The sequence below is a fragment of the Erwinia tasmaniensis Et1/99 genome (assembly GCF_000026185.1).
Classification (GTDB): Bacteria; Pseudomonadota; Gammaproteobacteria; order Enterobacterales; family Enterobacteriaceae; genus Erwinia; species Erwinia tasmaniensis.
In genome coordinates, this window is sequence record NC_010694.1 from 242578 (window position 1) to 269091 (window position 26514).

Below are 26514 nucleotides of genomic sequence, written 5' to 3' on the forward strand. Positions count from 1 at the left end.
AGGTCACCGATGAAAGGTATCGTTCTTGCCGGGGGATCAGGTACGCGCCTGCACCCCATTACACGGGGGCTGTCCAAGCAGCTGCTGCCCGTTTATGACAAACCGATGATCTATTACCCGCTGTCGGTGCTAATGCTGGCGGGTATTCGTGAGATTTTAATTATCACCACGCCGGAAGATAAGCCGCACTATCAGCGGCTGCTGGGGGACGGGCATGAGTTTGGCGTTCAGCTTACCTATGCCGAGCAGGCGACCCCCGATGGCCTGGCACAGGCTTTTATTCTCGGCGAGGCGTTTATTGGCGAAGACAGCTGCTGCCTGGTGCTGGGCGATAATATCTTCTTCGGCCAGGGGTTTAGCCCCAAGCTGAAGCAGGCGGTAGGAAATCCCTCCGGTGCGACCGTGTTCGCCTACCAGGTGATGGACCCGGAACGTTTTGGCGTCGTGGCGTTCGACGACAACTTCCGCGCCCTGTCGCTGGAAGAAAAACCCAGCCAGCCGATGTCGCGCTGGGCGGTGACGGGCCTCTATTTCTATGACAATCGTGTGGTTGAGTTTGCCAAACGGGTGCGGCCATCGGTACGGGGTGAGTTAGAAATTACCTCCATTAATCAGATGTACCTGGAGTGCGGTGAGCTGAACGTGCAGCTGCTGGGGCGAGGTTTTGCCTGGCTGGATACCGGCACGCACGACAGCCTGATTGAGGCCAGCACCTTTGTGCAGACGGTGGAAAAACGCCAGGGGTTTAAGATCGCCTGTCTGGAGGAGATCGGCTGGCGCAACGGCTGGCTGTCGGACGATGAGGTACGCCGCTCTGCGGCTGCGTTGGCAAAAACCGGCTACGGCCAGTATTTATCTGACTTGCTGCATGTCCATCCACGCCAGTATTAAGCCCCTGGAGTGGGAGAGCGCCTTTTTTGGCCGCCGCTGCGCACTGCTGGAGCTGAAAGGCGACAGCATGCTGGATGCGGCGCGGCTGGACGACTGGGATCTGGTGCAGGTCAAGGTGATGGCACAGCAGAGCGCCGAGCTGGACGCGCTGAACGCGCTGGGTTTCCGTCTGGTCGAAGGGGAAGCGGACTGCGTGCTGGGTATTGCCGCCGTTGAGCGCCCGGCCGGTATCCGAATCGCCCGCGTGGAGCATATCCCGCCGCTTCGCCATGCGGCGGCAGAACTGTTCATCTACAGCCGCTTTCGCTTCCCCTGGTTTGCTGCCGGAGACAGCGGACGCTTCTATGCGCAGTGGATTGAGAACGCCGTGCGCGGCACCTTTGATCACCAGTGCCTGCTGGCGGTAGACGAAAAGGGTGCGATGCAGGGTTTTGTTTCGCTGCGTGAGCTGTCGGATGGCACCGGGCGCATTGGTCTGCTGGCCGTGTTGCCAGAATATCAGGGGCTGGGCATCGGCCAGCGGCTCATGGATGCCGCCAATGACTGGTGCCGGGCTCGTCGCCTCACACGGCTCCACGTTGCAACGCAGCTGGGTAATCTCTCCGCGTTGCGTCTTTATTTGCGCTGCGGTGGCGTCATTGAACGCACCGCCTACTGGCTATACAGGGAAATCATATGATCCCGTTTAACGCTCCACCCGTGGTGGGCACTGAAATCGAATACATGCAGTCGGCGATGAGCAGCGGTAAGCTGTGCGGTGACGGTGGTTTTACCCGCCGTTGCCAGCAGTGGATGGAGCAGCGTTTCGGCAGCCATAAGGTGCTGCTGACCCCATCCTGTACCGCTTCGCTTGAAATGGCGGCGATCCTGCTGGATATTCAGCCCGGCGATGAAGTGATTATGCCGAGCTATACCTTTGTGTCTACCGCCAATGCGTTTGTACTGCGTGGCGCCGTCATCGTGTTTGTCGACGTACGTCCGGACACGATGAACATTGACGAAAACCTGATCGAAGCGGCAATCACAGAAAAAACCAAAGCGATTGTTGCGGTGCATTATGCTGGCGTGGCCTGCGAGATGGACACCATTATGGCGCTGGCGGAAAAGTATCGGCTATGGGTGGTTGAGGATGCCGCTCAGGGGGTGATGTCGACCTATAAAGGACGGGCGCTCGGCACGATTGGCCATATCGGCTGCTTCAGCTTCCATGAAACCAAAAACTATACCGCCGGTGGGGAAGGGGGCGCAACGCTTGTCAATGAGGCGGCGCTGGTCGAGCGGGCGGAGATTATCCGCGAGAAGGGCACGAACCGCAGCCAGTTCTTCCGTGGACAGGTGGATAAGTATACCTGGCGCGATATCGGCTCCAGCTACCTGATGGCCGACCTGCAGGCTGCCTATCTCTGGGCGCAGCTGGAAGTGGCGGAAGCCGTTAACCAGCAGAGGCTGCGCCTGTGGCAAAATTACCATGATGCCCTGCAACCGATTGCCGCACGAGGGCGTATCACGCTGCCTGCCATTCCTGCTGGCTGCGAACACAATGCGCATATGTTCTGGCTGAAACTGCGCGATGGCTGCGATCGCAGCGCGCTGATTGCCTGGCTGAAAGAGGCAGAGATCCTCGCCGTATTCCACTATATTCCACTGCACAGCTCCCCTGCCGGACGGCGCTTCGGCCGTTTCTGCGGTGAGGACCGCTGCACGCAGCAGGAGAGCGATCGACTGCTGCGTCTGCCGCTCTTTTATAACCTCTCTGACAATAATCAGAAAACGGTGATCGGCTCTTTATTGAGTTACTTCTCCTGATATGTCACTGGCGAGAGCATCCATGTGGACGGCGGCCTCCACGCTGATAAAAATTGTTGCCGGACTGCTGGTGGTAAAGATGCTGGCGGTCTCTTACGGACCGGCCGGAGTCGGACAGGCGGGAAACTTCCGTCAGCTGATTACCGTACTGGGAGTACTGGCCGGGGCCGGCATTTTCAACGGCGTCACTAAATACGTGGCGCAGTTTCAGCAGCAGCCCGCGCAGCTGCGTGCGGTTGTTGGCAGCGCATCGTCGATGGTGCTGGGGTTCTCTATCCTGCTGGGGCTGGTCTTCCTGCTGTTTGCCGCGCCAATCAGCCGGGCGCTGTTCGGCCACGATGATTATCAGCAGGTCATCCGCATCGTTGCGTTTCTGCAAATGGGGATTGCCTGGGCTAACCTGGCGCTGGCGCTGATGAAGGGCTTCCGCGATGCCGCCGGCAACGCTATTGCCCTGATTGTCGGCAGCCCGATCGGCGTTGCCGCGTGGTTTGTCTGCTACTGGCTGGGGGGTTACAGCGGCGCGCTGGTTGGACTGGCAATGGTGCCCACGCTGGTGGTGGTGCCCGCTTTTATTTTACTGGCGCGGCGTGACCGCCTGCCGATGAACTATCTGTTACCCCGATGGCAGCCGGAGTATGTTCGTAGCCTGGGGAAGTTTACCCTGATGGCACTCATCACCGCCGTCACGCTGCCGCTGGCCTGGATGATGATGCGTAACCTGCTGGCGCAGCATGCCGGATGGGAGCAGGTGGGGCTGTGGCAGGGGGTTAGCAGCATCTCGGATGCTTACCTGCAGTTTATTACCGCCTCGTTCAGCGTCTGGCTGCTGCCGACCCTGGCGCGTCTGCAAAGAAAAGAGGACATCGCGCGGGAAATCCTGAAGGCCCTGCGCTTCGTATTACCGGCGGTGGCCGCGGCAAGCTTTACCGTCTGGCTGCTGCGCGATGTTGCTATCTGGCTGCTGTTCTCCAGCGAGTTTCACGCCATGCGCGATCTGTTTATTTGGCAGCTGATCGGCGATGTGCTCAAAGTGGGCTGTTACGTTTTTGGCTATCTGGTGATCGCCAAAGCCTCACTGCGCTTTTATCTGCTGACGGAAGTGAGCCAGTTTGTACTGCTTAGCGGATTTTCCCGTTGGCTGATCCCGCTGCACGGTGCGACGGGTGCAGCTCAGGCCTATATGGCGACCTATATCGCTTATTTTGCACTCTGTGCCGGCATTTTTATTATTTACCGTAGAAGAGTATGACCACAGTAATTCATCTTTTAGGCTCGGATATTCCACATCATAACCAGACGGTGCTGAATTTTTTCGATCGCACCTTATCTGCCGAGGCACCCACGGCGGCAGCGCGTCAGTTTTGGCTGGTGAGCGGGCAACCGGAACCGGCGGAGTCGTTTCCCCGGCTGAACGTTCGCGTGTTTGCCGATAAGGCGACACTGGCCAGCGCCGTGATTGACGCGGGTCGTCGGCAGCGTGAGCTGCGCTTCTTCTGTCACGGTCAGTTCAATCTGCGTCTGTGGCTGGCGCTGCTGTCGGGCAAACTCCGGCGCGGCCAGGTTTACTGGCACATCTGGGGGGCCGATTTGTATGAAGATGCGGCCGGGCTGAAATTTCGCCTGTTTTACCTGATGCGACGTCTGGCGCAAAAACGCGTTGCGCATGTGTTCGCCACGCGCGGTGATATCAATCACTTTCACCAGCGCAATCCGCAGATCCCGGCTTCGCTGCTCTATTTTCCCACCCGCCTGGCACAGCACGTCGCGCCCAGCGAGCGGACGAATGGCCCACTGACCATACTGCTCGGGAATTCGGGAGATGCCAGCAATCGCCACATTCAGGCACTGGAGGAGATCCGTCAGCAGTTTGGTGCCGGGACTAAGGTGATCGTGCCGCTGGGATACCCGCCTGACAATGAAGCCTACATCCAGCGCGTGCGTGAAGCCGCTGACGCTTTGTTTGCGCCCGGCATGGTGCAGCTGCTGACCGATAAGCTGGCATTCAGTGACTACCTGCAGCTGCTCAGCCGTTGCCATCTGGGCTACTTTATTTTTCAACGTCAGCAGGGAATTGGCACGCTTTGTCTGCTGATGCAGGCAAATGTGCCTTTTGTACTCAGTCGCCAAAATCCGTTCTGGCAGGATTTGGTCGAACAACAGGTGCCGGTGCTGTTCAATAGCGACCGGCTGGATACGGCAACGATAAATGAGGCCCGGCGTCAGATGCTACAGGTCGATAAGAAACAGGTCGCCTTTTTCGAGCCGGGCTATCTCGCAGGCTGGCGGCAGGCGTTGCGTTTGGTCGAAGGAGATGACGCATGACGTTATTACAGTTCGCCGGCCTGCTGCTGGTCTGGCTGGTGTGCGGTGGGTTTATCCTCACGCTAACCTGGCGTGAATTCCGTCGCGTGCGCTTTAACTTTAACGTGTTCTTCTCCATGCTGTTTTTGCTGACGTTTTTCTTCGGCTTCCCACTGACCTGCATATTGGTATTTGGTTTTGATGTCGAGGTGGTTCCGGCGGAGTATCTGCTGCAGGCGCTGCTGTCGGCAGGCTGCTTTTATGCCATCTACTACGTCACCTACAAAACCCGGCTGCGAACACGCCACCGAGCCCCCTCTCGTCCGGCATTTACCATTAACCGCATTGAGGCGCACCTGAGCTGGATGATCATGGCACTGGTGGCCTTAATCACCGTGAGCGTGTTTTTCCTGCACAATGGCTTCCTGCTGTTTAAGCTGCAAAAATACAGTCAAATCTTTTCGGCCGACGTCTCCGGCGTGGCGCTGAAACGCTTTTTCTATTTCTTTATTCCGGCCATGCTGGTGGTCTATTTTCTCCAGCAGAATATGCGCAGCTGGCTGCTGTTTCTGGTCGGCACCGTGGCGTTTGGCCTGTTAACCTATGCGATCGTTGGCGGCACGCGCGCCAATATTATTATCGCCTTCGCCCTGTTTCTGTTTATCGGCATTATTCGTGGCTGGATAACGCTCTGGATGCTGGCTTTAGCAGGCGTTGGCGCGATTGTCGCGATGTTCTGGCTGGCGCTGAAGCGCTATAACCTTGACGTAAGCGGCTCGCAGGCGTTTTACACCTTCCTCTATCTGACGCGTGACACCTTCTCGCCGTGGGAAAACCTGGGGCTGCTACTGCAAAACTACGACAGGATTGATTTTCAGGGCCTGGCACCAGTCTGGCGTGATTTCTATGTGTTTATTCCAAGCTGGCTATGGCATGAAAGACCTTCTGTGGTTCTCAACAGCGCGAACTACTTTACCTGGGAAGTGCTGGACAACCACTCCGGGCTGGCCATCTCCCCTACGCTGATCGGTTCGCTCGTCGTCATGGGCGGCGCGCTGTTTATTATGCTAGGGGCCGTCATGGTTGGGCTGATTATCAAATGGTTCGACTGGCTGTATGAAAAAGGCCGCCAGGAGGAGAACCCTTATAAGGCGGCTATCCTGCAAAGTTTTTGCTTCGGCGCGGTCTTTAATATGATCGTGCTGGCGCGTGAGGGGTTAGATGCCTTTGTTTCTCGCGTGGTCTTTTTCTGCGTTATTTTTGCTGCCTGTGTGCTGGTGGCAAAACTGCTTTACTGGTTGCTCGACAGCGCCGGGCTTGTGCGTGCGCGCAAAGGCCCGGCGTGCGCTCGCTCCAGCCTTAAACACTGTTTTGTAGGGAATGACTCATGAGTGCCTCCGTCACCGTGCCAAAGTATCAGATACGTGGTTTAACCCTGTCAGGCTTTGCCGACATGGCGCAGTTTGTCGATTACCTCAATCAGCAGGGAGAGCTGAAAAAAGGCACGCTGGTGGCCATCAACGCTGAGAAAGTACTGACCGCTGAGGCCAACCCTGCAATCTACCAACTGCTGACCGAGGCTGAATATAACTATGCCGATGGCATTAGCATCGTGCGTTCCATCCGTAAAAAGTACCCACAGGCTAAGGTGTCGCGTATTGCCGGTGCCGATCTGTGGGAGGCGCTGATGGAGCGGGCCGGACGTGAAGGTACGCCGGTGTTTCTGGTAGGCGGGCGGCCGGAGATCCTCGCGCAGACGGCAGACAAGCTTTGTAAGCAGTGGAATGTCAATATCGTCGGGTCACAGGATGGTTTCTTCACGTCCGGGGAACGCGACGCGCTGTTTGCGCGTATCAAAGCCAGCGGTGCCCGGCTGGTCACGGTTGCCATGGGGTCTCCACGTCAGGAGATACTGATGCAGGCCTGTAAGGCTGTTTATCCCGATGCGCTGTATATGGGAGTGGGGGGAACTTACGACGTGTTCACCGGGCAGGTGAAGAGAGCGCCCAAAATTTGGCAAAATATGGGGCTGGAATGGCTCTATCGCCTGATTTTGCAGCCTTCACGCCTTAAACGTCAGTTTAGTTTGCTGAAATATCTCAACTATCACTGGCGTGGAGACCTTTGAACAGCGGTATATTTGCTCATTCACGTGCGTGTACGCTCTGTTTTTGCAGTAAAATGCACAAAAAGCGCTGCGACTTTAGACGGAATGCACAAAGCGTAAGCAAACGCGTTTTTTTTGTGAAAAAAGCACTGGACAGGTAGGGCTCTCGCCCGTAGTATGCACATCCGCAACGGCGCTACGCGCCCGTAGCTCAGCTGGATAGAGCGCTGCCCTCCGGAGGCAGAGGTCTCAGGTTCGAATCCTGTCGGGCGCGCCATTAACTTTGTGCGCAAGAGCTGCGGTGGTAACATTTACCGCGTTAGTAAGAAGTAAAGTTGTTCTGGTAGTAGGTGTGGTGGCTATAGCTCAGTTGGTAGAGCCCTGGATTGTGATTCCAGTTGTCGTGGGTTCGAGTCCCATTAGCCACCCCAGATTTTGTAGTATGCGAAGGTGGCGGAATTGGTAGACGCGCTAGCTTCAGGTGTTAGTGTCTTAACGGACGTGAGGGTTCAAGTCCCTCTCTTCGCACCACAAAATCGACAGCAGTAAATGCAGTTTTCGGCGAGTAGCGCAGCTTGGTAGCGCAACTGGTTTGGGACCAGTGGGTCGGAGGTTCGAATCCTCTCTCGCCGACCAATTTTAAAAACCTGCTATTGCGGGTTTTTTGCTAAAACCTTCGGGTTTAGTATAAAAAAGAAAAGTAGTGGCAATAAAGAAGTATTCGGCGAGTAGCGCAGCTTGGTAGCGCAACTGGTTTGGGACCAGTGGGTCGGAGGTTCGAATCCTCTCTCGCCGACCAATTTAGAAACCTGCTTGAAAAAGCAGGTTTTTTTTCGTCCGTAGCTAACAGGATGAGAACCTCCGAAGGAGGTTTGAGCCGAGCGAAGCGAGAGCACATCTTTAAGCCAGAAACGAATAAAGGCGGGGTGGTCAATCCCCCGCCTTTAATCAAGTTCCTTCAGTCCTCACGGGCATCCGGTCAGCTGCTTGATGGCAACGATAATCTGCAATGTAACGAGGATAATCTCCAGCGCTACAAGGATAGTAGCCGGGCTTATCACTTGGGCAATCTCCTTTCAAAGAGAGCGCCACACGCCGGTTATGCCTTTGGGCTTCCCTCCCGGTGCGTATCCTGTTGACAGACACAAGCAGCACTCTTTTGAGTGGAGGCAGACCAGGCAGCACCACCTGTTTCCGGTCGGGAAAACTCGAAACGGCTGCATTCAGTCACCTGAAAAGTGCCACTCTGAGTATCTGTCAGCCTGCTGATTATATGCACGGGATCATGATACAGACAAATCAAGTTTGGTTGACGCTACAACGAAAAGTGCTAGACTCTACCCTTGTTGACAGATACAAGCAGCATTGTTCCTGAAAGCGACTACCCATCGCCCTGGAACAAAAAATAACCGGCTCATAAGGCCGGTTTTTTTATGCCTGTTTAAGATTTTCGGCACCCGAGCCTCCAGTTTAACAAGGTGGACAGGTCATAATAGCGAGATTGCATTCGCTATCAATAAGTCGTTGGCACGCGCTGTCGCTATTAGAAGACGTATAATCCTCTGTATTATCACCTTTTTTCTAAATATTCTGCAAGTTGTCTTTCGCTGGCGACGTTTACGCCACCGTTCCGTTTGCGTCTGGCTTCTGTCCAGTTAACTCATGGCGTACATTATAAAAAAATCATATTAAAATCAGTAAGATATAAATTTATTTCTGGTATCATTCCCATTTTGGCATGCAGTGTGCAAGAATAGTCGCGTAGATGCTCATTCCACCTCTTATGTTTGCGCAAGCTTCATAAACCTGGGAATGATGCAGAGCCATTTACGGTACCTGTTGCCCAACCCGCCAATATCGTTCAGGCCTTATTGGATCTCGGGCACACCGTTGAGTCGGGTACCAATCGGTTGTCTTACCGACCTGATATTTATACCTGCCGACCGGCAGGTTTTTTTTTTATCACCACCTTATCGTCGGCCGTGTTACAGGCATAAAAAAGCCGGGCTGTGTGCCCGGCTGGTTATATCTGGATGATTCAGGGATTGTTTTTTAGCGTCAGCATCAGGCCGTCACGACGCATGGTTGCGGCCTCCTCCGTCTTATGCTGGCGGTCGAGCGTATCGGCCAGCCACGCATAATCGAAGGCATCCGGGCGCTGTTGCAGTGCGGCCCTGAAAGCTTCACTTGCCTGCTCCCACTCGCCGTGTTTCATCAGCAGCTGACCCAGCGTACTATGTAGCAACGGTGTGGCACCGTGTTGCTTAATCTGCTGGCGCAGCATTTTTTCCAGCTGTTCCGGGTTACCGGTTTTCAGACGCGGCATCAGCAGCACCAGACGCTCATCATAATGACGTTTCAGACCTTCCAGCACAATTTTCTGCGCGGTATCGTGATCGTCACAGACGATAAGATGATCTGCCATTGCCACCTGTAGCGTTGTCTCATGGCGCGTTTTGCGGCTTTGATTTTGCCACCAGCGTTTCAGACCCTCGCTGCCCTGGTCGGCCATCGCCTGGCTCATCAGGCCAAGCCAGCACTGCTGTTGCAGTTCAAGCCTGTGTGCTGCATCACCTAACTGAATTTTCTCCATAGCGGGCAGAACATTCAGCAGCGCGCCCCAGGCTTGAGTGCGTATATAAGCCTGTTCCGCCAGCCGCAGCACTTCAGGATGACGCGGTGCGATCTCCAGCAGGCGGTCAATACCGTGGCGTGCCGCATGATCTTCATTACGTGCCAGCTGAATGCGCACGCGGGTGATCTCCACCGGCAGCGGGTCACCGTCATTGAGTTCGCTGGCGCGTTCCATATGCTGATTGGCGCGCTTCTCGTCACCGCGCTGCTGGGCAGCTTCAGCCGCCAGCAGGTAGTTGACCATAGGCTGTTCGGCATGGTCTGCGTGATGAGACAGCAGTTTCTCAACCTGCTTGTAATCGCCTTCCGCGAGCTTTATCAGCGCGGCGTTAGTCTGCTTACGTGCACTGCGTCTTTTGCGGCCGGTAAACCAGCCACGGGTCCGGGCACCGGTACGAAGCATCCGGCGCAGCAGCCACTCAACCGACAAAATGACGACCAGGGATAATAGCAGGATGATGACCAGACCTGTGACGCTGGTTTCGATATTCCAGTTATCGGTCTGGATCAGCACGTAGCCCTGGTGGCCGGCAATGATTGGCCCTACGACCACACCAGCAATCAACAGCAGGAATAACAGCAGAACTTTTAACATAATTATTCTCCCTGTTTCGGCTGCGGAGCCGCTGCAGCGGAAGGCTGTGCAAGGAGATTGCGCACGCGAGTCTGCATCAGTTTATCGATAACGGGCTGGCTGAGTAATGTTTCCGGCACATCCATTGAGATACTCTGTTCGCTCAAGTCATCCAGCTGGCTAAGATAAGCTTTGGTGTTCGCGTCGCTGGTATCGTACCAGGCACGTATCCACGCGGAAACGGTGTCGATCGACTGTTTGTAAATTTCGTCCTGATGACGAGGAACGGCCTGGGCCGCAATCAGCAGGCGTGAACGGATGTTCTCGCGCAGGTAAACGTCCTGATTCGGCGCCAGCAGAGGTTCCGCCGTGGCATCGCGGCGGCGGATGGTGATGAAGTCATCCATAAAGTTATGCCAGCTTTTTACCAGATTTTGCCGCCACTCACGCAGTGAGGAGGAGAGGGCACCGCTGTCGGCATCCATCGGCTCGTCGTCGCTGGTGTTATCAGCAAGACGCAGATTATCGATGCCGTTAGATAGCTGATTCAGCTTAAGAATGACGCCGTCATAGTCAACCTGGCTTAGCGCGGAAAGCGTGCTGATATCCTGGGCAAGCGCACGGCGTGCGCCGATAAGGCTGGGATCGTTCATATCCGCCAGGCTGGCATCTGCGCTTTTCAGCAGGGCGGCGGCGCTGGTGACATCGCGATCGTTCCACAGTTTGCGTCCGGCCATTTTTACCAGATAGTCCGCCTGGGCCAACATCCAGGTTTGGGCATCGCTGCCTGAAATGGTGGCCACTTTTTGCTTCAGCTCGTCCAGCTGCTGGTTCAGTACGGCCTGCTGCTGGCGCGCGGTGTCCAGCGCGCCGGTTTGCGCCGTCAGCTTCTCAACCAGAGATTGCTTATCGTTCGCGGACTGCTTCTGTAGCCCGGAAAGCTGTGCCGCCAGGCTTTGATTGGTCTCGGCCTGAAGTTGCGCCTGATGTTTTCCATACATATAGAGACCCGCACCTACCGCCAGAGCGATAGCAATAGCGACTGCACCGAGCACGGTTCCGCTACGCCCACCTTGTGACGGCTGCTGAGGTTCAGCAGCTGAGGTTTCAACCGCTGGGGTGGTCTCTTCAACCATGGCGGAGGAATCTTTGTGTTCCGTCATAATGGCTCATCCCATTTTTAAGTGACAAAGTCTTAATCTTTCGCATTGCAGGCGTAGTGACTGCCTTCCTGTTACGCGAAGTCTTTAAGGATATAATTATATCGCACGCAATAGTGCATCATTATCCGCACCGTCGGCGACATCAATGTTCGCCCATCCGAGTTTTCGCGCCAGAGTGGCCAGGCGCTCACTGACGATCACCAGTCGACAGTGCAACAGCCATTCATCACGATCGATATCGGTGAAAAGCGAGTAGAGCTGCTGCAACATTTCACCGCTGGTCACCACCAGCGTGTCGATGCCCTGGTTGCGCCAGCGTCGGCCCTCTTCTGCGCCGTGATAGTGCTTGTTGCAGCGTTGATAACACTCAATAAATTCTACTTTAGCGCCGCGATTAAGCAGTGTTTCCGCCAATAATTCACGCCCCCCGTTGCCGCGCAGAATCAACGCACGTTTACCCGTTACGACTTGCAAATCGGGCAGCTGGATCAGTATTTCACTGGTTTCCTGCTCGTGTGGCCACGAAACCTGACGCCCGCTGGCCGCATGAAATGCCAGTGCGGTACTGCGCCCTATTGCATAATAGTTCAGGCTGGCGGGCCATGTTGACTCTAAACGGTTAAATGTGGGTTGAGCATAGTGGATGACGTGTTGCGACAGAATAAAAACCAGGTCTCCTGCCTCCAGCGCCTCAAGGCGATCGGGCAGTCTGTCCAGCTGGGTTCCTGGGGTAAATTCTATCAGCGGGAACGACCAGGCAACTCTCCCCTGAAGACGCAGACGGCTAACCAGCTCATCTGCTGCCGGCGCAGGGCGAGTGACCAGAATGCTCATGCCGGTGGGTTCCCCTGATATACCGCCGCGAGAATATCGCGCGCGCCATTCTCCAGGAGTTCTTCAGCCAGTGAGATGCCCATTTTTTCGGCATCCGCTCGCGGGCCGCGGCGTTCGCCACGTACCATCTCGTTGCCATCCGGTGAGCCAACCAGCCCGCGAAGCCACAGCTGGTCGTCTTCCAGCAGCGCATAACTGCCAATCGGCACCTGGCAACCGCCTTCCAGCCGGGTATTCATGGCCCGTTCGGCGCTCACCCGGCATGCGGTCTCACTATGGTTTAACGCAGCGAGCAAAGCGATAGTCTGTATATCGTCGAGGCGGCATTCAATACCGACCGCGCCCTGGCCAACGGCAGGCAGCGACTCTTCAGCGGGCATCACCTGACGGATACGATCGCCCAGGCCCAGTCGTTTCAATCCGGCAACGGCCAGAATAATGGCGTCATATTCTCCCGCATCCAGTTTCCCGAGGCGAGTGCCGACGTTACCACGCAGTGAACGGATCACCAGGTCTGGGCGGCGGGCGCTGAGCTGGCACTGCCGGCGCAGGCTGGATGTGCCGACAATGGCACCCTGGGGCAATGAGTCCACCGATGTATAATGATGTGACACAAACGCGTCATGGGGGTCTTCGCGCTCACAGATAGCCACTAACCCCAGCCCTGGCGGAAAGGCAACCGGCACATCTTTCATTGAGTGTACGGCAATATCCGCGCTGCCTGACAGCATGGCCTGCTCCAGTTCTTTCACGAATAACCCCTTACCTCCCACCTTCGCCAGCGGGGTATCGAGGATCACATCTCCACGCGTCACCATCGGCAGCAGCTCTACGCGCAGCCCCGGATGACAGGCGATTAAACGTCGTTGTACATACTCCGCCTGCCATAAGGCAAGAGGACTTCTCCTGGTGGCAATTCTTAAAATTTTGTCTGACATGCTTGATACCGTTTTGATCGTTCACTGATTATCCTATCATTGAACCGGGAAGGCTGTCAGTTAAACGGCGGTGAAGGGTGGTATTACGGTAGTTTGACAGTAAAATGTGCTAGACTAGCAGGTAGCGCAAATTTCTTTATGGTCAATCTGGCGGGTGTTAGATTGGTCACGTTTCCAGCCATAATGTGTACCCTTATATTTTTAAAGCAAACGGCAGATTTCGGAAACCGAACTTTTTTATACCCTTGTCGGTCATCAACGGGGTATAGGCACTGGGATAATCAGGTGAAACGTCTTGTACCTCTACATAGAGACACTGAAACAGAGACTGGATGCCATCAATCAGCTGCGCGTTGACCGCGCTCTGGCTGCGATGGGGCCTGAATTCCAACAGGTTTACAGTCTTCTGCCAACCTTATTACATTATCACCATCCACTGATGCCAGGTTACCTGGAAGGTAACGTCCCACATGGCATCAGCTTTTACACGCCCGATGAAAGTCAACTCACCTATCTGCGCGCGCTGGAAGGAAAATCCGGCTCCGATGTCGCTACGCCTCCGCATGGCGAAATGCCTGTTACCGGGGTGTATTCAATGGGCAGCACCTCTTCCGTTGGGCAGAACGCCACCTCCGATCTGGATATCTGGGTCTGCCACCAGTCATGGCTGGATAATGACGAACGCCTCAGCCTGCAGAAGAAATGTATTCTGCTGCAAAACTGGTGTAAGGAAATGGGCGTTGAGGTCAGTTTCTTCCTGATCGATGAAAATCGCTTCCGTCATAATGAAAGTGGCAGCCTCGGTGGCGAGGATTGCGGTTCAACCCAACATATTCTGCTGCTTGACGAATTTTACCGCACGGCCGTCCGCATGGCGGGTAAACGCATCCTGTGGAATATGGTGCCGCGTGAGGAAGAAGATCAGTACGACGACTATGTTATGTCGCTGTACCAACGCGGGGTGTTGACGCCCAACGAATGGCTGGATCTTGGCGGGCTGGGTACGCTATCGGCAGAAGAGTATTTTGGTGCCAGCCTGTGGCAGCTGTATAAAAGTATCGACTCGCCGTATAAAGCCGTGCTGAAAACCCTGCTGCTTGAAGCTTACTCTTGGGAATACCCGGATACGCGCCTGCTGGCGATGGACATTAAACAGCGCCTGCACGACGGAGAGATTGTTTCTTACGGCCTTGATCCCTATTGCATGATGCTTGAGCGCGTTACCCGGTATCTCACCGGCATTAACGATCATGCCCGCCTCGATCTGGTACGCCGCTGCTTCTACCTGAAGGTGTGTGAGAAGCTGTCGCTGGCATCAGAGAACGGTGGCTGGCGGCGTGAAATCCTCAGCCAGCTGGTGCGGGAATGGGGCTGGGATAAGCAGCGACTGGCCATGCTCGACAGCCGTGCGGACTGGAAAATCGCGCAGGTACGTGAAGCGCACAATGAGCTGCTGGACGCGATGATGCAGAGCTACCGCAACCTGATCCGCTTTGCACGGCGTAATAATTTGAGCGTGAGCGCCAGCCCGCAGGATATTGGCGTACTGACGCGCAAACTCTACGCCGCGTTTGAAGCGTTACCGGGCAAAGTGACGCTGCTTAATCCGCAGATATCGCCCGATCTCTCCGAGCCGCATCTGACGTTTATCCATGTGCCCAATGGCCGCGCAAACCGGGCGGGCTGGTATCTGTATAATCAGGCACCGGATATGGATTCGATTATCAGCCATCAGCCACTTGAATATAACCGCTACCTGAATAAGCTGGTGGCATGGGCGTGGTTTAACGGTTTACTGACCCGCAAAACGCACCTGCATATCAAAGGTAACGAGAGCTTTGAGCTGTCTCGCCTGCAGGAGCTGGTGGCGGATGTGACGCACCATTTCCCCGTCAGGCTACCGACGCCCACGCCGAAAGCGCTTTACAGCCCGTGTGAAATTCGCCATCTGGCCATTATCATTAATTTGGAAGCCGATCCGACGGCAGCCTTCCGCAACCAGGTGGTACATTTTGATTTCCGCAAGCTGGACATTTTCAGTTTTGGTCAGCAACAGCAGTGTCTGGTAGGCAGCGTTGACCTGCTCTATCGCAATTCGTGGAATGAGGTGCGTACTCTGCATTTCAGCGGCGAGCAGTCGATGATTGAAGCGCTGAAAACGATCCTGGGCAAAATGCATCAGGATGCCTCGCCGCCGGATTCAGTCGACGTGTTTTGCTACAGTCAGCATTTACGTGGGCTCATCCGCACCCGCGTACAGCAGCTGATATCTGAATGTATTGAGCTGCGTCTTTCGAGCACGCGGCAGGAGCCGGGCCGTTTTAAAGCGTTGCGCGTGGCCGGTCAAACCTGGGGGCTGTTCTTCGAGCGTCTTAGCGTTTCGGTGCAAAAGCTGGAGAACGCGGTGGAGTTCTACGGGGCAATCTCAAATAACAAACTGCACGGCCTGTCGCTCAAGGTTGAAAGCGACCAGACCCGGCTGCCAACGGTGGTCAATGGCTATGCCAGTGAAGGAATTATCCAGTTTTTCTTTGAAGATACCCGTGACGATCACGGTTTTAATATCTATATCCTCGATGAAACAAACCGCGTTGAGATCTATCATCATTGTGAGGGCAGTAAAGAGGAGCTGGTGCGCGACGTCAGCCGCTTTTACTCGTCTTCTCACGACCGCTTTACCTATGGGTCAAGCTTTATCAATTTCAACCTGCCGCAGTTCTATCAGATTGTGCAGGTCGGTGACCGCAGTCAGGTGATCCCTTTTCGCAGCCAGGTGATGACGCCGCCGAGCGCCAACTCGCCGGATGCGGCTGCGGGTGAAGACGGCGATCGTTGCTACCAGATGCATTAACATCAGTATTTTCCGCTGGGCCAGATTCGCTTTTCCTGTTGCTTTTCGGACTTCAACTGCGATGATAGGCGGCATATAAAGATTGAAGATGAGCAGAATGAGAATGAAAAAACGAATTTGCCAGCTGGCTTTGGTAATCACCGCCGCCAGCCTGACGGGATGTGGTCTGAAGGGGCCGCTTTATTTTCCAAATCATGAGCAGGACAGGCCGAAAACCACTCATACAGCCCCATCGACCCAATCCGGCAGCAATGCACAACCGTCTGCCACTGTGAAAGAGCAGAGTGCGCAACCGACTCAGTAAACTATGACGCACTCGGCGGAGCAGAAAATGCAGTTCTCGAAAATGCACGGTCTCGGCAACGACTTCATGGTGGTTGATGCCGTCACGCAAAATGTCTATTTCTCTCCGGAGCTGATCCGGCGTCTGGCCGATCGTCATCTGGGGATCGGTTTCGATCAGCTACTGATCGTCGAACCGCCTTACGATCCTGACCTCGATTTTCACTACCGTATTTTTAATGCTGACGGCAGCGAAGTGGCGCAGTGCGGCAACGGCGCGCGCTGCTTTGCCCGCTTTGTCAGGCTTAAAGGGCTGACAAATAAGAATGAGATCCGCGTCAGCACCCAGTCGGGTCGAATGGTATTGAGCATCACTCAGGATGAGCTGGTCTGCGTGAATATGGGCGAGCCTAATTTTGAACCGCAACAGATTCCGTTCCGGGCCAACAAAGCGGAAAACATCTATCTGATGCGTGCCGCTGAACAAACCGTCATGTGTGGCGTGGTATCAATGGGTAATCCGCACTGCGTGTTACAGGTTGATAACGTCAAAACGGCGGCTGTTGAAACGCTCGGCCCGGTGCTGGAAAGCCATGAGCGCTTCCCGGAGCGGGTTAACGTTGGCTTTATGGAAGTGGTTCATCGTGAGCATATCCGGCTGCGCGTTTATGAACGTGGCGCGGGTGAAACCCAGGCCTGCGGCAGCGGAGCCTGTGCGGCGGTGGCGGTGGGTATCCAGCAGGCGTCGCTGGCAGAAAAAGTGCGGGTCGACTTGCCCGGCGGCTCGCTGCATATTGCCTGGAAAGGGCCGGGGCATCCCCTGTATATGACCGGGCCCGCTACTCATGTTTACGACGGATTTATTCATTTATGAAACAGGTTGGAGAACACGCGCAGAACGCCGAAGCCACTCTGCTGGACGATGACACCGTCAGTGATTTTCTGCGGCAAAATCCGGACTTCTTTATGCGCAATGCGCGCCAGGTCGAGCAGATGATGATCCCTCACCCGGTGCGGGGCTCGGTGTCGCTGGTCGAGTGGCAGCTAAAACGTCAGCGCCATCATATTCAGCAGCTGGAAGAAGAGATCACGCTGTTGATGGAGCAGGCCAGCGCTAACCAACTGCTGTTTGAACGTCTGCTAGCCCTACAGGGCCGGCTGTCTTCGGCTTCCAGCCTGCATGATATGCTTAATCGTTTGCATCGCTGGGCGCGTGAGTTTGGCCTGGCGGGAGCCAATATCCGCTTATTTAGCGAGAAGTGGCGTATCGGTGCCCCATCTGATTTTACCCAGCTCGCCTTGTCTCGGCAGGCCTTTGAGCCAGTACGTATTCAGCGGATGGGTAAGCACAATCATTACCTCGGTAGCCTCAACGGCCCCGAATTACTGCTGCTGTTGCCACAGGCAAAAGCGATCGGTTCGGTGGCCGTGTCGCTATTGGGCGAAGAAGGCGATCTTGGCGTGCTAATTTTCAGCAGCCGTGACGGCCAGCATTATCAGTCCGGTATGGGAACGGTGCTGTTACAGCATCTGTCAGTGATGCTGCCGCAGCTGCTGTCGCGTTGGATTGAGCGCGTGTGAACGGCGTATCCCCTCTGCTGGCTGCCGTAGAGGGTTTTCTGCGCTTTTTAAAGGTCGAGCGTCAGCTGAGTCCGCTCACCCAGATCAACTACCGTCGTCAGCTTAGCGCCCTTATTGTCCTGCTCGACGAACTAAAAGTGGTTGATTGGGCGCGACTGGATGCGGCGCTGGTACGCTCTCTTGCCGCCCGCAGTACCCGCAGCGGGTTAAAGCCTGCCAGCCTTGCTCTGCGCCTTTCGGCACTACGCAGTTTCCTTGACTGGCTGATGAGCCAAGGCATGATTAAAGCCAACCCGGCAAAAGGCGTGGCAACGCCGCGTGCGGGCCGCCATCTGCCGAAAAACATTGATGTTGATGAAGTGAACCGCCTGCTGGAGATCGACCTTAACGATCCGCTGGCGGTGCGCGATCGCGCCATGTTGGAGGTGATGTACGGCGCCGGGTTACGCTTGTCGGAACTGGTGGGAATTGATCTCGGGCATCTCGACCTGGCATCCGGCGAGGTATGGGTCGTGGGCAAAGGGAGCAAAGAGCGCCGCCTGCCGATGGGGCGTACCGCCGTGCACTGGATCGAAAACTGGCTGGAAATGCGCGAGCTGTTTGACCCGGAAGACAATGCTTTGTTTCTGTCGAATAAAGGGAAGCGCATCTCGACGCGCAATGTGCAAAAGCGCTTTGCCGAATGGGGCGTGAAACAGGGCATATCCAGCCATATCCACCCGCATAAACTGCGCCATTCCTTCGCCACACATATGCTGGAATCCAGTGGCGATCTGCGTGCGGTGCAGGAGCTGCTGGGCCATGCCAACCTGACCACCACGCAGATCTATACTCATCTCGACTTTCAACATCTGGCATCGGTTTATGATGCCGCCCATCCCCGTGCGAAACGAGGAAAATCCTGATGCACTTTTACCGCTCGCTGCGTCCTATCGCGGCCATGACCTTCGACCTCGACGATACCCTGTATGACAATCATCCGGTGATCCGCCGCACCACGCAGGCCTCTCACGCCGCGTTGCAGGCATATCATCCGGCGCTACAGGGCTTCAGCGTGCAGCAGTATCAGCAGGTGCGTGACCGGCTGCTGATCGCCGATCCGGAAATGTATCACGACGTGACGGAATGGCGGCGTCGCGCCGTCGAACAATCGATTCTGGACGTCGGTATCCCGGCCGCGCAGGCCGCCAGCGGGGCGCGTGAAATTATGAACGTATTCGCTCACTGGCGTAGCCAGATTGACGTCCCCTCTGAAACGCACGCTACGTTGGCCGCCCTGGCCGCGCGTATACCGCTGGTGGCGATCACCAATGGTAACGCAGAACCTCATCTGTGCGGACTGGGTAAATACTTCCAGTTTATTTTACGGGCCGGGCCGGATGGCCGCGCCAAGCCTTATCAGGATATGTACCACCGCAGCGCCCAACGCCTTAATCTGCGCCCGGAGCAAATCCTGCATATTGGCGACGATCTGACCACCGATGTGGCTGGCGCGGTGCGCTCCGGGATGCAGGCGTGCTGGATTAACCTGTGTGAAGGGGATCTGATGCGTATCGATGATTCCCGTCTGCTCCCCACGTTGGAAATTTCGCAGTTGGCATCGCTGACTGCGCTGATATAATAACCTGGTTATTTAACCAGTGGAGCGGCTCGCCGCTCCCGATCCCTGATGGTGCCTATGGACGTTTCTGACCTGCTCGATAGCTTGAATGACAAACAACGTGAAGCCGTAGCCGCGCCGCGCAGCAATCTGCTGGTGCTGGCCGGAGCGGGCAGTGGCAAAACGCGCGTGCTGGTGCATCGCATCGCCTGGCTGATGGCGGTAGAAAACTGTTCTCCTCATTCGATTATGGCGGTGACGTTTACCAACAAGGCGGCGGCAGAAATGCGCCATCGTATTGAACAGCTGATCGGCACCAGCCAGGGCGGCATGTGGATCGGCACCTTCCACGGCCTTGCGCACCGTCTGCTGCGTGCGCACCATCTTGATGCCAACCTGCCGCAGGACTTTCAGATCCTCGACAGCGAAGATCAGCTGCGCCTGCTGAAACGCCTGATCAAGGCGATGAATCTGGATGAGAAGCAGTGGCCTGCCCGCCAGGGAATGTGGTACATCAACGGCAAGAAAGACGAAGGGTTGCGCCCGAAGCATATCGAAAGCTACGGCAACCCGATTGAGCAAACCTGGCTGCGTATTTATCAAGCGTATCAGGAGGCCTGCGATCGCGCCGGACTGGTGGATTTCGCCGAGCTGCTGCTTCGTGCACATGAGCTGTGGCTGAATAAACCTCATATCCTTAATCATTATCGAGAAAGGTTCACCAACATTCTGGTGGACGAGTTCCAGGACACCAACAATATCCAGTACGCCTGGATCCGTATGCTGGCCGGCGACACGGGGAAAGTGATTATCGTCGGTGATGATGACCAGTCGATCTACGGCTGGCGCGGGGCGCAGGTGGAAAATATCCAGCGTTTCCTGAACGATTTTCCGGCGGCAGGAACCATTCGTCTGGAGCAAAATTATCGTTCGACTAACAATATTCTGAAAGCCGCCAACACCCTGATTGCCAACAACAATGGTCGCCTGGGTAAAGAGCTGTGGACTGAAGACAGCGACGGTGAGCCCATCGCAATTTACTGCGCCTTTAACGAGCTGGATGAAGCGCGCTTTGTGGTTAATCGTATTAAGGTATGGATGGAGAAGGGCGGCGCGCTGAACGACTGCGCCATCCTGTACCGCAGTAACGCCCAGTCGCGCGTGCTGGAAGAAGCGCTGTTACAAACCAGCATGCCGTACCGTATTTATGGCGGCATGCGCTTCTTCGAACGCCAGGAAATCAAGGATTCTCTCGCCTATCTGCGCCTGATCTCCAACCGTAATGACGATGCGGCTTTCGAGCGGGTGGTCAACACCCCAACGCGCGGTATTGGCGATCGCACGCTTGATGTGGTTCGCCAGACGGCGCGTGAGCGCCAGCTAACATTATGGCAAACCGCCCGCGCGCTGTTGCAGGAAAAAGCGCTGGCCGGGCGTGCGGCCTCCGCGTTGCAACGTTTCACCGAACTGGTGGACTCGCTGGCGCATGAAACCAGCGAAATGCCGCTGCACGTTCAAACGGATCGGGTGATCAAAGACTCCGGCCTGTGGCTGATGTATGAGCAGGAGAAAGGTGAGAAGGGCCAGGCGCGTATCGAAAACCTTGAAGAACTGGTCAACGCCACCCGCCAGTACAGCTATCAGGATGAGGATGAAGACCTGATGCCGCTGCAGGCATTTTTATCTCATGCCGCGCTGGAAGCCGGGGAAGGTCAGGCCGATAAGTGGCAGGATGCCGTGCAGCTGATGACCATGCACGCCGCGAAAGGTCTTGAATTTATGCAGGTCTTCATCGTTGGCATGGAGGAGGGCATGTTCCCCAGCCAGATGTCGCTTGAAGAGGGGGGACGGCTGGAAGAAGAACGCCGTCTTGCCTATGTCGGCGTGACGCGTGCGATGCAGAAACTGACCCTGACCTACGCTGAAACCCGGCGGCTTTACGGTAAGGAGGTCTATCATCGCCCTTCGCGCTTTATCGGAGAGCTGCCGGAGGAGTGCGTAGAGGAAGTGCGGCTGCGCGCCAGCGTCAGTCGGCCGGTCAGCCATCAGCGTATGGGCACGCCGGTGACGAAAAATGACAGCGGGTTTACCCTCGGCCAGCGGGTGCATCATGCGAAATTTGGCGAAGGAACGATCGTCAACCTTGAGGGTAGCGGTGAACACAGCCGCCTGCAGGTGGCGTTTCAGGGCCAGGGGATTAAATGGCTGGTCGCCGCGTATGCCAAACTGGAAGCGATGTGATGCAGGCAGGTCGTCAAGGCTTATTGCCTGGCTTGACGACTTTTTCCTCTCGGCGTAACATGCGCCCATTATTATCCTTAGAGGACATTCGCCTTGGACACACCCAGTAGAGACTGGCTCACTGACCTGGACAACAGGTACAACTCCTAAGGCTATCCTCCTTTGCCGATAGCCTTCGTGGTTGTTGGCGATGCTATTTCCCCGTCGCTGTGAGTCCTCTCCTATCGCTGACTGAAACGTGTGTTTCCGGTGTTCAAGCGCTTTGTCCCAATCATCACCGCGAATTGGGAAGATAGCTATGCTGAGTGCATTTAAACTGGATAAAAACCGTCTGACTCGTCTTGAACTGGATGATGCGGGCGGCAGAGATGACCTGAGCGATTCCGTTTGGGTGGACCTGATTGAACCTGAAGAAGCCGAGCGCGCACGCGTTCAGGATGAACTGGGCCAGGTCCTGGCGACCAGCCCTGAGCTGGAAGATATCGAAGCCTCAGCGCGTTTCTTTGAAGATGAAGACGGTCTGCATATCCACTCCTTCTTCTTTTATGAAGATGCAGAAGATCATGCCGGTAACTCCACGGTGGCTTTCACCATCCGCGAAGGGCGCCTGTACACCCTGCGCGAGCGTGAGCTGCCGGCGTTTCGCCTCTACCGCATGCGTGCGCGTAGTCAAACCCTGATCGACGGCAATGCCTATGAGCTGCTGCTGGATCTGTTTGAAACCAAAATAGAGCAGCTGGCGGATGAGATCGAAACCGTCTACAGCGACCTGGAAAAACTCAGCCGGGTGATTATGGAAGGGAAGCAGGGCGATGAATTTGATGACGCCCTGTCGACGCTGGCCGGGCAGGAGGATGTTGGCTGGAAGGTGCGTCTGTGCCTGATGGATACCCAGCGAGCGCTGAATTTCCTGGTACGCAAAGCGCGACTGCCGGCCAATCAGCTGGAGCAGGCGCGTGAGGTTCTGCGTGATATCGAATCCCTGCTGCCGCACAATGAGTCGCTGTTTCAGAAGGTCAACTTCCTGATGCAGGCGGCGATGGGCTTTATCAATATTGAGCAAAGCCGCATCATCAAGATCTTCTCGGTCGTTTCGGTGGTGTTCCTGCCGCCTACGCTGGTGGCATCAAGCTACGGCATGAACTTTGAATTTATGCCGGAGCTGAAGTGGAGCCTGGGTTATCCGGGGGCGATTGTCCTGATGATCCTCGCCGGGCTGGCACCTTATGCTTACTTCAAGCGCAAAAACTGGCTGTAGGCTGACTGCCGTTCCCTGGTTAACCGACCAGATAAGTGGCGCTGGCGCTGGCAATATGTACGCCAGCGTCGTTATGCAGCTCTACCCTGGCAACGGAGATCTTGTTACCCCCGCGCAGCAGGCTGCTGCTGGCAATAAAGCGATCTCCGCGTCCTGGCCGCAGATAATCCACCCGCAGGTCGATGGTGCCCATACGCGAGAGGCGCTGGCGCAGTTCGTCTTCGTGAATGCTTTGCTGGCGGGTCAGCGCGCCACTGACACACACCAGCCCGGCGGCCACATCCAGCACTGAGGCGATGACGCCACCGTGCAAAATGGCCTGGGCGGCATTGCCGACCAGCGGAGGCTGATTAGTCAGACTCAGCTGCGCGGAGTCGGATTCAAGATTGTCCAGTTCCAGACCGAGAGCACGGTTAAACGGCATGTCATAAACAAAAATCTGGCCAATCAGACGGCGCGCGGCCGCCGGGTCTAAAGTGAGCACGGACATGATAACGAAGTTCCTTCTGACGCAGTCGACCTGACGCAGTGAATAAGGAGGGTATTTTATGCTTAATATTCAGCAGTTTCTAGATTCGGAAATCTGCACTCTTGCACTAAGAATTTTCTGTGTAGAATGACGTGCTTTAACCCACCTTATCCGTCTCTCCCTGGAGAATATTATGGCTCTGCTGAAAGGATTGCTGGCAACGGCTCTGCTGTTTCCGACGTTAGTAGTGGCACAGGAAGCCACGATTAAAGAGGTGCATGACCAGCCTGCGGTGCCTGGCAGTATTATCGCCAATCTGCTGGAAAAGCATGATAACCCCTTCGTGATGTATCCTTACGAAAGTAATTATCTGCTGTATACCGACACCAGCAACCTGAATAAAGAAGCGATCCAGAGTTACAGCTGGAGCGATAAAGCTAAGCATGATGAGGTGAAGTTCCAGCTCAGCCTGGCTTTCCCGCTGTGGCGCGGTATTGTTGGCGACAACTCGGTTCTGGCCGCTTCCTATACGCAGAAATCCTGGTGGCAGCTCTCCAACCGCAGCGAATCTTCACCCTTCCGTGAAACCGATTATGAGCCGCAAATCTTTCTCGGCTGGGCTACCGACTACAGCTTTGCCGGATGGACATTGCGCGATGTTGAAACCGGCTTTAATCATCAGTCTAACGGCCGTTCTGAACCTACCTCCCGCAGCTGGAACCGGGTCTATGCGCGCCTGATGGCAGAAAACGGTAACTGGCTGGTGGAAGTCAAACCCTGGTACCGTCTTCCAGAAAGTGAAAATAATGACGATAACCCGGATATCACCAAATACATGGGGTATTATCGCCTGACGGTCGGCTACCAGTTGGGTGACAGCATCTTTAGCCTGAAGAGCAACTACAACTGGAATAGTGGCTACGGCGGTGCCGAGCTGGGCTGGAGTTACCCTCTGACGGAACATGTGCGTTTTTACACCCAGGTGTTCAGCGGGTACGGGGAATCCCTGATCGACTATAACCATCGCCAAACGCGCGTGGGTGTCGGCGTAACGCTTAACGACCTGTTCTAACGTTACAGCAACCGGGTGGTACTGCCCGGTTGAAATTTATGTCATTGCAGATATGGGGACAATGTGTCTACGGCAGCAGTCATCAATAACGAAGCGCTGGCGGACCAGGTATTGCGTGATACCTTCGGCTATCAGCAGTTTCGCCCGGGACAACAAACCATCATCCAGGAATCGCTGAACGGGCGTGACTGCCTGGTGGTGATGCCAACCGGTGGGGGTAAATCGCTCTGCTATCAAATTCCGGCGCTGGTGCGTCAGGGGCTGACGCTGGTGGTGTCCCCGCTGATCTCGCTAATGAAAGATCAGGTCGATCAGCTGTTGGCCAATGGGGTCGCCGCAGCCTGCCTCAACTCGACGCAAAATCGTGAAGAGCAGCAGAATGTGATGGCAGGCTGTCGCAGCGGAAAAGTGCGGTTGCTCTACATCGCCCCTGAACGCCTGATGATGGACAACTTCCTTGAGCAGCTGACGCACTGTAACCCGGCGATGCTTGCCGTGGATGAAGCGCACTGTATCTCGCAGTGGGGGCACGACTTCCGCCCGGAATATGGTGCTCTGGGCCAGCTGCGTCAGCGGCTGCCCGATGTGCCGGTCATGGCATTGACGGCCACGGCCGATGACACCACCCGTAACGATATTGCTCGCCTGCTTCAGCTCGACGACCCGCTGATCCAGGTCAGCAGCTTCGATCGGCCTAATATTCGCTATACGCTGGTGGAAAAATTTAAGCCAACCGAACAGCTGCTGCGCTACGTTCAGGATCAGCGCGGCAAATGCGGCATTATTTACTGTAATAGCCGGGCGAAAGTCGAAGATACTGCCGCCCGGCTGCAAAGCCGTGGTTTGAGCGTTGGGGCTTACCATGCCGGAATGGATAACGTACACCGCGCCCGGGTGCAGGAAGCATTTCAGCGCGATGACCTGCAAATCGTGGTGGCAACGGTAGCGTTCGGAATGGGCATCAATAAGCCCAACGTGCGCTTTGTGGTTCACTTTGATATCCCGCGTAACATTGAGTCCTACTATCAGGAAACCGGGCGCGCCGGGCGTGATGGCCTGCCCGCGGAGGCGCTGCTGCTGTACGATCCGGCGGATATGGCCTGGCTGCGCCGCTGTCTGGAAGAGAAGGTTCAGGGGCCGCTGCTGGACATTGAACGCCATAAGCTGAACGCGATGGGCGCCTTTGCCGAGGCGCAGACCTGCCGCCGCCTGGTGCTGTTGAACTATTTCGGCGAAGGGCGTCAGCAGGCGTGCGATAACTGTGATATCTGCCTCGACCCGCCCCGGCGGTACGATGGGCTGGTCGAAGCACAAAAAGCGCTTTCCTGCATCTATCGCGTTGGCCAGCGCTTTGGCATGGGATATATCGTTGAGATCCTACGCGGTGCCAATAACCAGCGTATTCGCGATATGCAGCACGATAAGCTGCCGGTATATGGCATTGGCCGCGATCAAAGCCATGAACACTGGACCAGCGTGCTGCGCCAGCTGATCCACCTCGGTTTGGTGACGCAGAATATCGCTATGCACTCTGCCCTGCAATTGACTGAAGCGGCTCGTCCGGTGCTGCGCGGTGAGGTTTCCCTGCAGCTGGCCGTGCCACGTCTGGTCAGCGTAAAACCACGCGGCGGCGGCCAGAAATCTTTCGGCGGCAATTATGACCGCAAGCTGTTTGCGAAGTTGCGTAAACTGCGCAAGGCGATTGCTGATGACGATAATCTACCGCCGTACGTGGTGTTTAACGACGCAACGCTGATTGAAATGGCGGAGCAGATGCCGATCACGGCGTCAGAGATGTTGAGTGTTAACGGCGTGGGGCACAAAAAGCTGGAACGCTTTGGCAAACCGTTCCTGTTGATGATTAAAGAACATGTTGATGGCGGTGACGACGAGTAAACTTTGCGCCGCA

The 26514-nt window shown here is 55.7% G+C and carries 22 protein-coding genes and 5 tRNA genes; 22 read left to right on the forward strand and 5 right to left on the reverse strand.

The features are described from left to right. Positions 1-9: 9 nt before the first annotated feature. The 12 genes from rfbA to ETA_RS02125 all read left to right on the forward strand — a co-directional run bounded on the left by rfbA (position 10) and on the right by ETA_RS02125 (position 7907). Positions 10-891, forward strand: a complete 882-nt coding sequence (rfbA, locus tag ETA_RS02070; RefSeq protein ID WP_012439968.1) for a glucose-1-phosphate thymidylyltransferase RfbA — start codon at positions 10-12, stop codon at positions 889-891. Beyond that, positions 869-1570: a dTDP-4-amino-4,6-dideoxy-D-galactose acyltransferase gene (gene rffC, locus ETA_RS02075; RefSeq protein WP_012439969.1), complete on the forward strand. Its 702-nt coding sequence runs from the start codon at positions 869-871 to the stop codon at positions 1568-1570. Before rfbA ends, rffC begins: the two co-directional genes overlap by 23 nt. Further along, entirely contained in the window at positions 1567-2697 is a 1131-nt protein-coding gene (rffA, locus tag ETA_RS02080; protein ID WP_012439970.1) for a dTDP-4-amino-4,6-dideoxygalactose transaminase, read from the forward strand. The genes rffC and rffA overlap by 4 nt, the downstream gene beginning before the upstream one ends. A gap of 1 nt (position 2698) precedes the next feature. After that, on the forward strand, positions 2699-3949 hold the full coding sequence (gene wzxE / locus ETA_RS02085; protein ID WP_012439971.1) for a lipid III flippase WzxE: 1251 nt from the start codon (positions 2699-2701) through the stop codon (positions 3947-3949). Continuing rightward, positions 3946-5022 (forward strand): TDP-N-acetylfucosamine:lipid II N-acetylfucosaminyltransferase, encoded by a 1077-nt coding sequence (locus tag ETA_RS02090; protein WP_012439972.1) that lies wholly within the window; start codon positions 3946-3948, stop codon positions 5020-5022. The genes wzxE and ETA_RS02090 overlap by 4 nt, the downstream gene beginning before the upstream one ends. After that, entirely contained in the window at positions 5019-6392 is a 1374-nt protein-coding gene (wzyE, locus tag ETA_RS02095) for an ECA oligosaccharide polymerase (RefSeq protein WP_012439973.1), read from the forward strand. Before ETA_RS02090 ends, wzyE begins: the two co-directional genes overlap by 4 nt. Beyond that, positions 6389-7129 carry a lipopolysaccharide N-acetylmannosaminouronosyltransferase gene (gene wecG / locus ETA_RS02100; RefSeq protein ID WP_012439974.1) on the forward strand — a complete coding sequence of 247 codons (741 nt, stop codon included), beginning with the start codon at positions 6389-6391 and terminating at the stop codon, positions 7127-7129. Before wzyE ends, wecG begins: the two co-directional genes overlap by 4 nt. Before the next feature lie 179 nt (positions 7130-7308). Beyond that, positions 7309-7385: transfer RNA gene (locus tag ETA_RS02105), tRNA-Arg, on the forward strand. Between the two features lie 78 nt (positions 7386-7463). After that, a tRNA-His gene (locus ETA_RS02110) sits at positions 7464-7539 on the forward strand. A gap of 13 nt (positions 7540-7552) precedes the next feature. Continuing rightward, positions 7553-7639: transfer RNA gene (locus ETA_RS02115), tRNA-Leu, on the forward strand. Positions 7640-7667: 28 nt separating this feature from the next. Beyond that, positions 7668-7744: transfer RNA gene (locus tag ETA_RS02120), tRNA-Pro, on the forward strand. Between the two features lie 86 nt (positions 7745-7830). Then, positions 7831-7907 (forward strand) — tRNA-Pro (locus ETA_RS02125). A gap of 1239 nt (positions 7908-9146) precedes the next feature. Here the strand turns inward: ETA_RS02125 and hemY are convergent. From hemY to hemC, 4 genes are all read right to left on the reverse strand, one after another. Beyond that, positions 9147-10337 (reverse strand): protoheme IX biogenesis protein HemY, encoded by a 1191-nt coding sequence (gene hemY, locus ETA_RS02135; RefSeq protein ID WP_012439975.1) that lies wholly within the window; start codon positions 10335-10337, stop codon positions 9147-9149. Between the two features lie 2 nt (positions 10338-10339). Continuing rightward, a complete protein-coding gene (gene hemX / locus ETA_RS02140; protein WP_012439976.1) occupies positions 10340-11479 on the reverse strand; it encodes a uroporphyrinogen-III C-methyltransferase in 1140 nt (379 codons plus the stop codon). A gap of 96 nt (positions 11480-11575) precedes the next feature. Next, on the reverse strand, positions 11576-12313 hold the full coding sequence (gene hemD / locus ETA_RS02145) for a uroporphyrinogen-III synthase (RefSeq protein WP_012439977.1): 738 nt from the start codon (positions 12311-12313) through the stop codon (positions 11576-11578). Continuing rightward, a complete protein-coding gene (hemC, locus tag ETA_RS02150) occupies positions 12310-13251 on the reverse strand; it encodes a hydroxymethylbilane synthase (protein WP_012439978.1) in 942 nt (313 codons plus the stop codon). Before hemC ends, hemD begins: the two co-directional genes overlap by 4 nt. A 295-nt stretch (positions 13252-13546) precedes the next feature. On the opposite strand from hemC, the gene ETA_RS02155 reads away from it, so the two are divergent. The 8 genes from ETA_RS02155 to corA all read left to right on the forward strand — a co-directional run bounded on the left by ETA_RS02155 (position 13547) and on the right by corA (position 23064). Next, positions 13547-16102, forward strand: coding sequence for a class I adenylate cyclase (locus tag ETA_RS02155; RefSeq protein WP_012439979.1), 2556 nt, complete (start codon positions 13547-13549; stop codon positions 16100-16102). A gap of 103 nt (positions 16103-16205) precedes the next feature. Next, positions 16206-16406 carry an LPS translocon maturation chaperone LptM gene (gene lptM / locus ETA_RS19025; protein WP_071819153.1) on the forward strand — a complete coding sequence of 67 codons (201 nt, stop codon included), beginning with the start codon at positions 16206-16208 and terminating at the stop codon, positions 16404-16406. A 27-nt stretch (positions 16407-16433) separates the two neighbouring features. Next, a complete protein-coding gene (dapF, locus tag ETA_RS02160; protein WP_012439981.1) occupies positions 16434-17258 on the forward strand; it encodes a diaminopimelate epimerase in 825 nt (274 codons plus the stop codon). After that, on the forward strand, positions 17255-17965 hold the full coding sequence (locus ETA_RS02165) for a DUF484 domain-containing protein (protein ID WP_012439982.1): 711 nt from the start codon (positions 17255-17257) through the stop codon (positions 17963-17965). Before dapF ends, ETA_RS02165 begins: the two co-directional genes overlap by 4 nt. Further along, positions 17962-18870 (forward strand): tyrosine recombinase XerC, encoded by a 909-nt coding sequence (gene xerC / locus ETA_RS02170; protein WP_012439983.1) that lies wholly within the window; start codon positions 17962-17964, stop codon positions 18868-18870. The genes ETA_RS02165 and xerC overlap by 4 nt, the downstream gene beginning before the upstream one ends. Further along, positions 18870-19586, forward strand: coding sequence for a 5-amino-6-(5-phospho-D-ribitylamino)uracil phosphatase YigB (yigB, locus tag ETA_RS02175; protein ID WP_012439984.1), 717 nt, complete (start codon positions 18870-18872; stop codon positions 19584-19586). The genes xerC and yigB overlap by 1 nt, the downstream gene beginning before the upstream one ends. A gap of 57 nt (positions 19587-19643) precedes the next feature. Continuing rightward, positions 19644-21806: a DNA helicase II gene (uvrD, locus tag ETA_RS02180; protein WP_012439985.1), complete on the forward strand. Its 2163-nt coding sequence runs from the start codon at positions 19644-19646 to the stop codon at positions 21804-21806. Positions 21807-22104: 298 nt separating this feature from the next. Beyond that, positions 22105-23064, forward strand: coding sequence for a magnesium/cobalt transporter CorA (corA, locus tag ETA_RS02185; RefSeq protein WP_012439986.1), 960 nt, complete (start codon positions 22105-22107; stop codon positions 23062-23064). Between the two features lie 19 nt (positions 23065-23083). On the opposite strand, the gene ETA_RS02190 is transcribed toward corA, so the two are convergent. After that, entirely contained in the window at positions 23084-23554 is a 471-nt protein-coding gene (locus tag ETA_RS02190) for a thioesterase family protein (protein WP_012439987.1), read from the reverse strand. Positions 23555-23726: 172 nt separating this feature from the next. Here ETA_RS02190 and pldA point away from each other — a divergent pair, with 172 nt between their 5' ends. Together pldA and recQ are read left to right on the forward strand one after the other, a co-directional pair. Beyond that, a complete protein-coding gene (gene pldA / locus ETA_RS02195) occupies positions 23727-24605 on the forward strand; it encodes a phospholipase A (protein ID WP_012439988.1) in 879 nt (292 codons plus the stop codon). 63 nt (positions 24606-24668) lie between these two features. Further along, on the forward strand, positions 24669-26501 hold the full coding sequence (recQ, locus tag ETA_RS02200; RefSeq protein WP_012439989.1) for an ATP-dependent DNA helicase RecQ: 1833 nt from the start codon (positions 24669-24671) through the stop codon (positions 26499-26501). Positions 26502-26514 lie beyond the last annotated feature (13 nt).

Bases quoted from the DNA above. Each gene is read 5' to 3' on its own strand.
- wzyE (WP_012439973.1), top strand. From the start codon at position 5,019: ATGACGTTATTACAGTTCGCCGGCCTGCTGCTGGTCTGGCTGGTGTGC.
- ETA_RS02165 (WP_012439982.1), top strand. From the start codon at position 17,255: ATGAAACAGGTTGGAGAACACGCGCAGAACGCCGAAGCCACTCTGCTG.
- ETA_RS02090 (WP_012439972.1), top strand. From the start codon at position 3,946: ATGACCACAGTAATTCATCTTTTAGGCTCGGATATTCCACATCATAAC.
- pldA (WP_012439988.1), top strand. From the start codon at position 23,727: ATGGCTCTGCTGAAAGGATTGCTGGCAACGGCTCTGCTGTTTCCGACG.
- hemX (WP_012439976.1), bottom strand. From the start codon at position 11,479: ATGACGGAACACAAAGATTCCTCCGCCATGGTTGAAGAGACCACCCCA.
- dapF (WP_012439981.1), top strand. From the start codon at position 16,434: ATGCAGTTCTCGAAAATGCACGGTCTCGGCAACGACTTCATGGTGGTT.
- corA (WP_012439986.1), top strand. From the start codon at position 22,105: ATGCTGAGTGCATTTAAACTGGATAAAAACCGTCTGACTCGTCTTGAA.
- hemY (WP_012439975.1), bottom strand. From the start codon at position 10,337: ATGTTAAAAGTTCTGCTGTTATTCCTGCTGTTGATTGCTGGTGTGGTC.
- uvrD (WP_012439985.1), top strand. From the start codon at position 19,644: ATGGACGTTTCTGACCTGCTCGATAGCTTGAATGACAAACAACGTGAA.
- hemC (WP_012439978.1), bottom strand. From the start codon at position 13,251: ATGTCAGACAAAATTTTAAGAATTGCCACCAGGAGAAGTCCTCTTGCC.
- hemD (WP_012439977.1), bottom strand. From the start codon at position 12,313: ATGAGCATTCTGGTCACTCGCCCTGCGCCGGCAGCAGATGAGCTGGTT.
- wzxE (WP_012439971.1), top strand. From the start codon at position 2,699: ATGTCACTGGCGAGAGCATCCATGTGGACGGCGGCCTCCACGCTGATA.
- ETA_RS02190 (WP_012439987.1), bottom strand. From the start codon at position 23,554: ATGTCCGTGCTCACTTTAGACCCGGCGGCCGCGCGCCGTCTGATTGGC.
- rffA (WP_012439970.1), top strand. From the start codon at position 1,567: ATGATCCCGTTTAACGCTCCACCCGTGGTGGGCACTGAAATCGAATAC.
- yigB (WP_012439984.1), top strand. From the start codon at position 18,870: ATGCACTTTTACCGCTCGCTGCGTCCTATCGCGGCCATGACCTTCGAC.
- wecG (WP_012439974.1), top strand. From the start codon at position 6,389: ATGAGTGCCTCCGTCACCGTGCCAAAGTATCAGATACGTGGTTTAACC.
- rfbA (WP_012439968.1), top strand. From the start codon at position 10: ATGAAAGGTATCGTTCTTGCCGGGGGATCAGGTACGCGCCTGCACCCC.
- rffC (WP_012439969.1), top strand. From the start codon at position 869: ATGTCCATCCACGCCAGTATTAAGCCCCTGGAGTGGGAGAGCGCCTTT.
- lptM (WP_071819153.1), top strand. From the start codon at position 16,206: ATGAAAAAACGAATTTGCCAGCTGGCTTTGGTAATCACCGCCGCCAGC.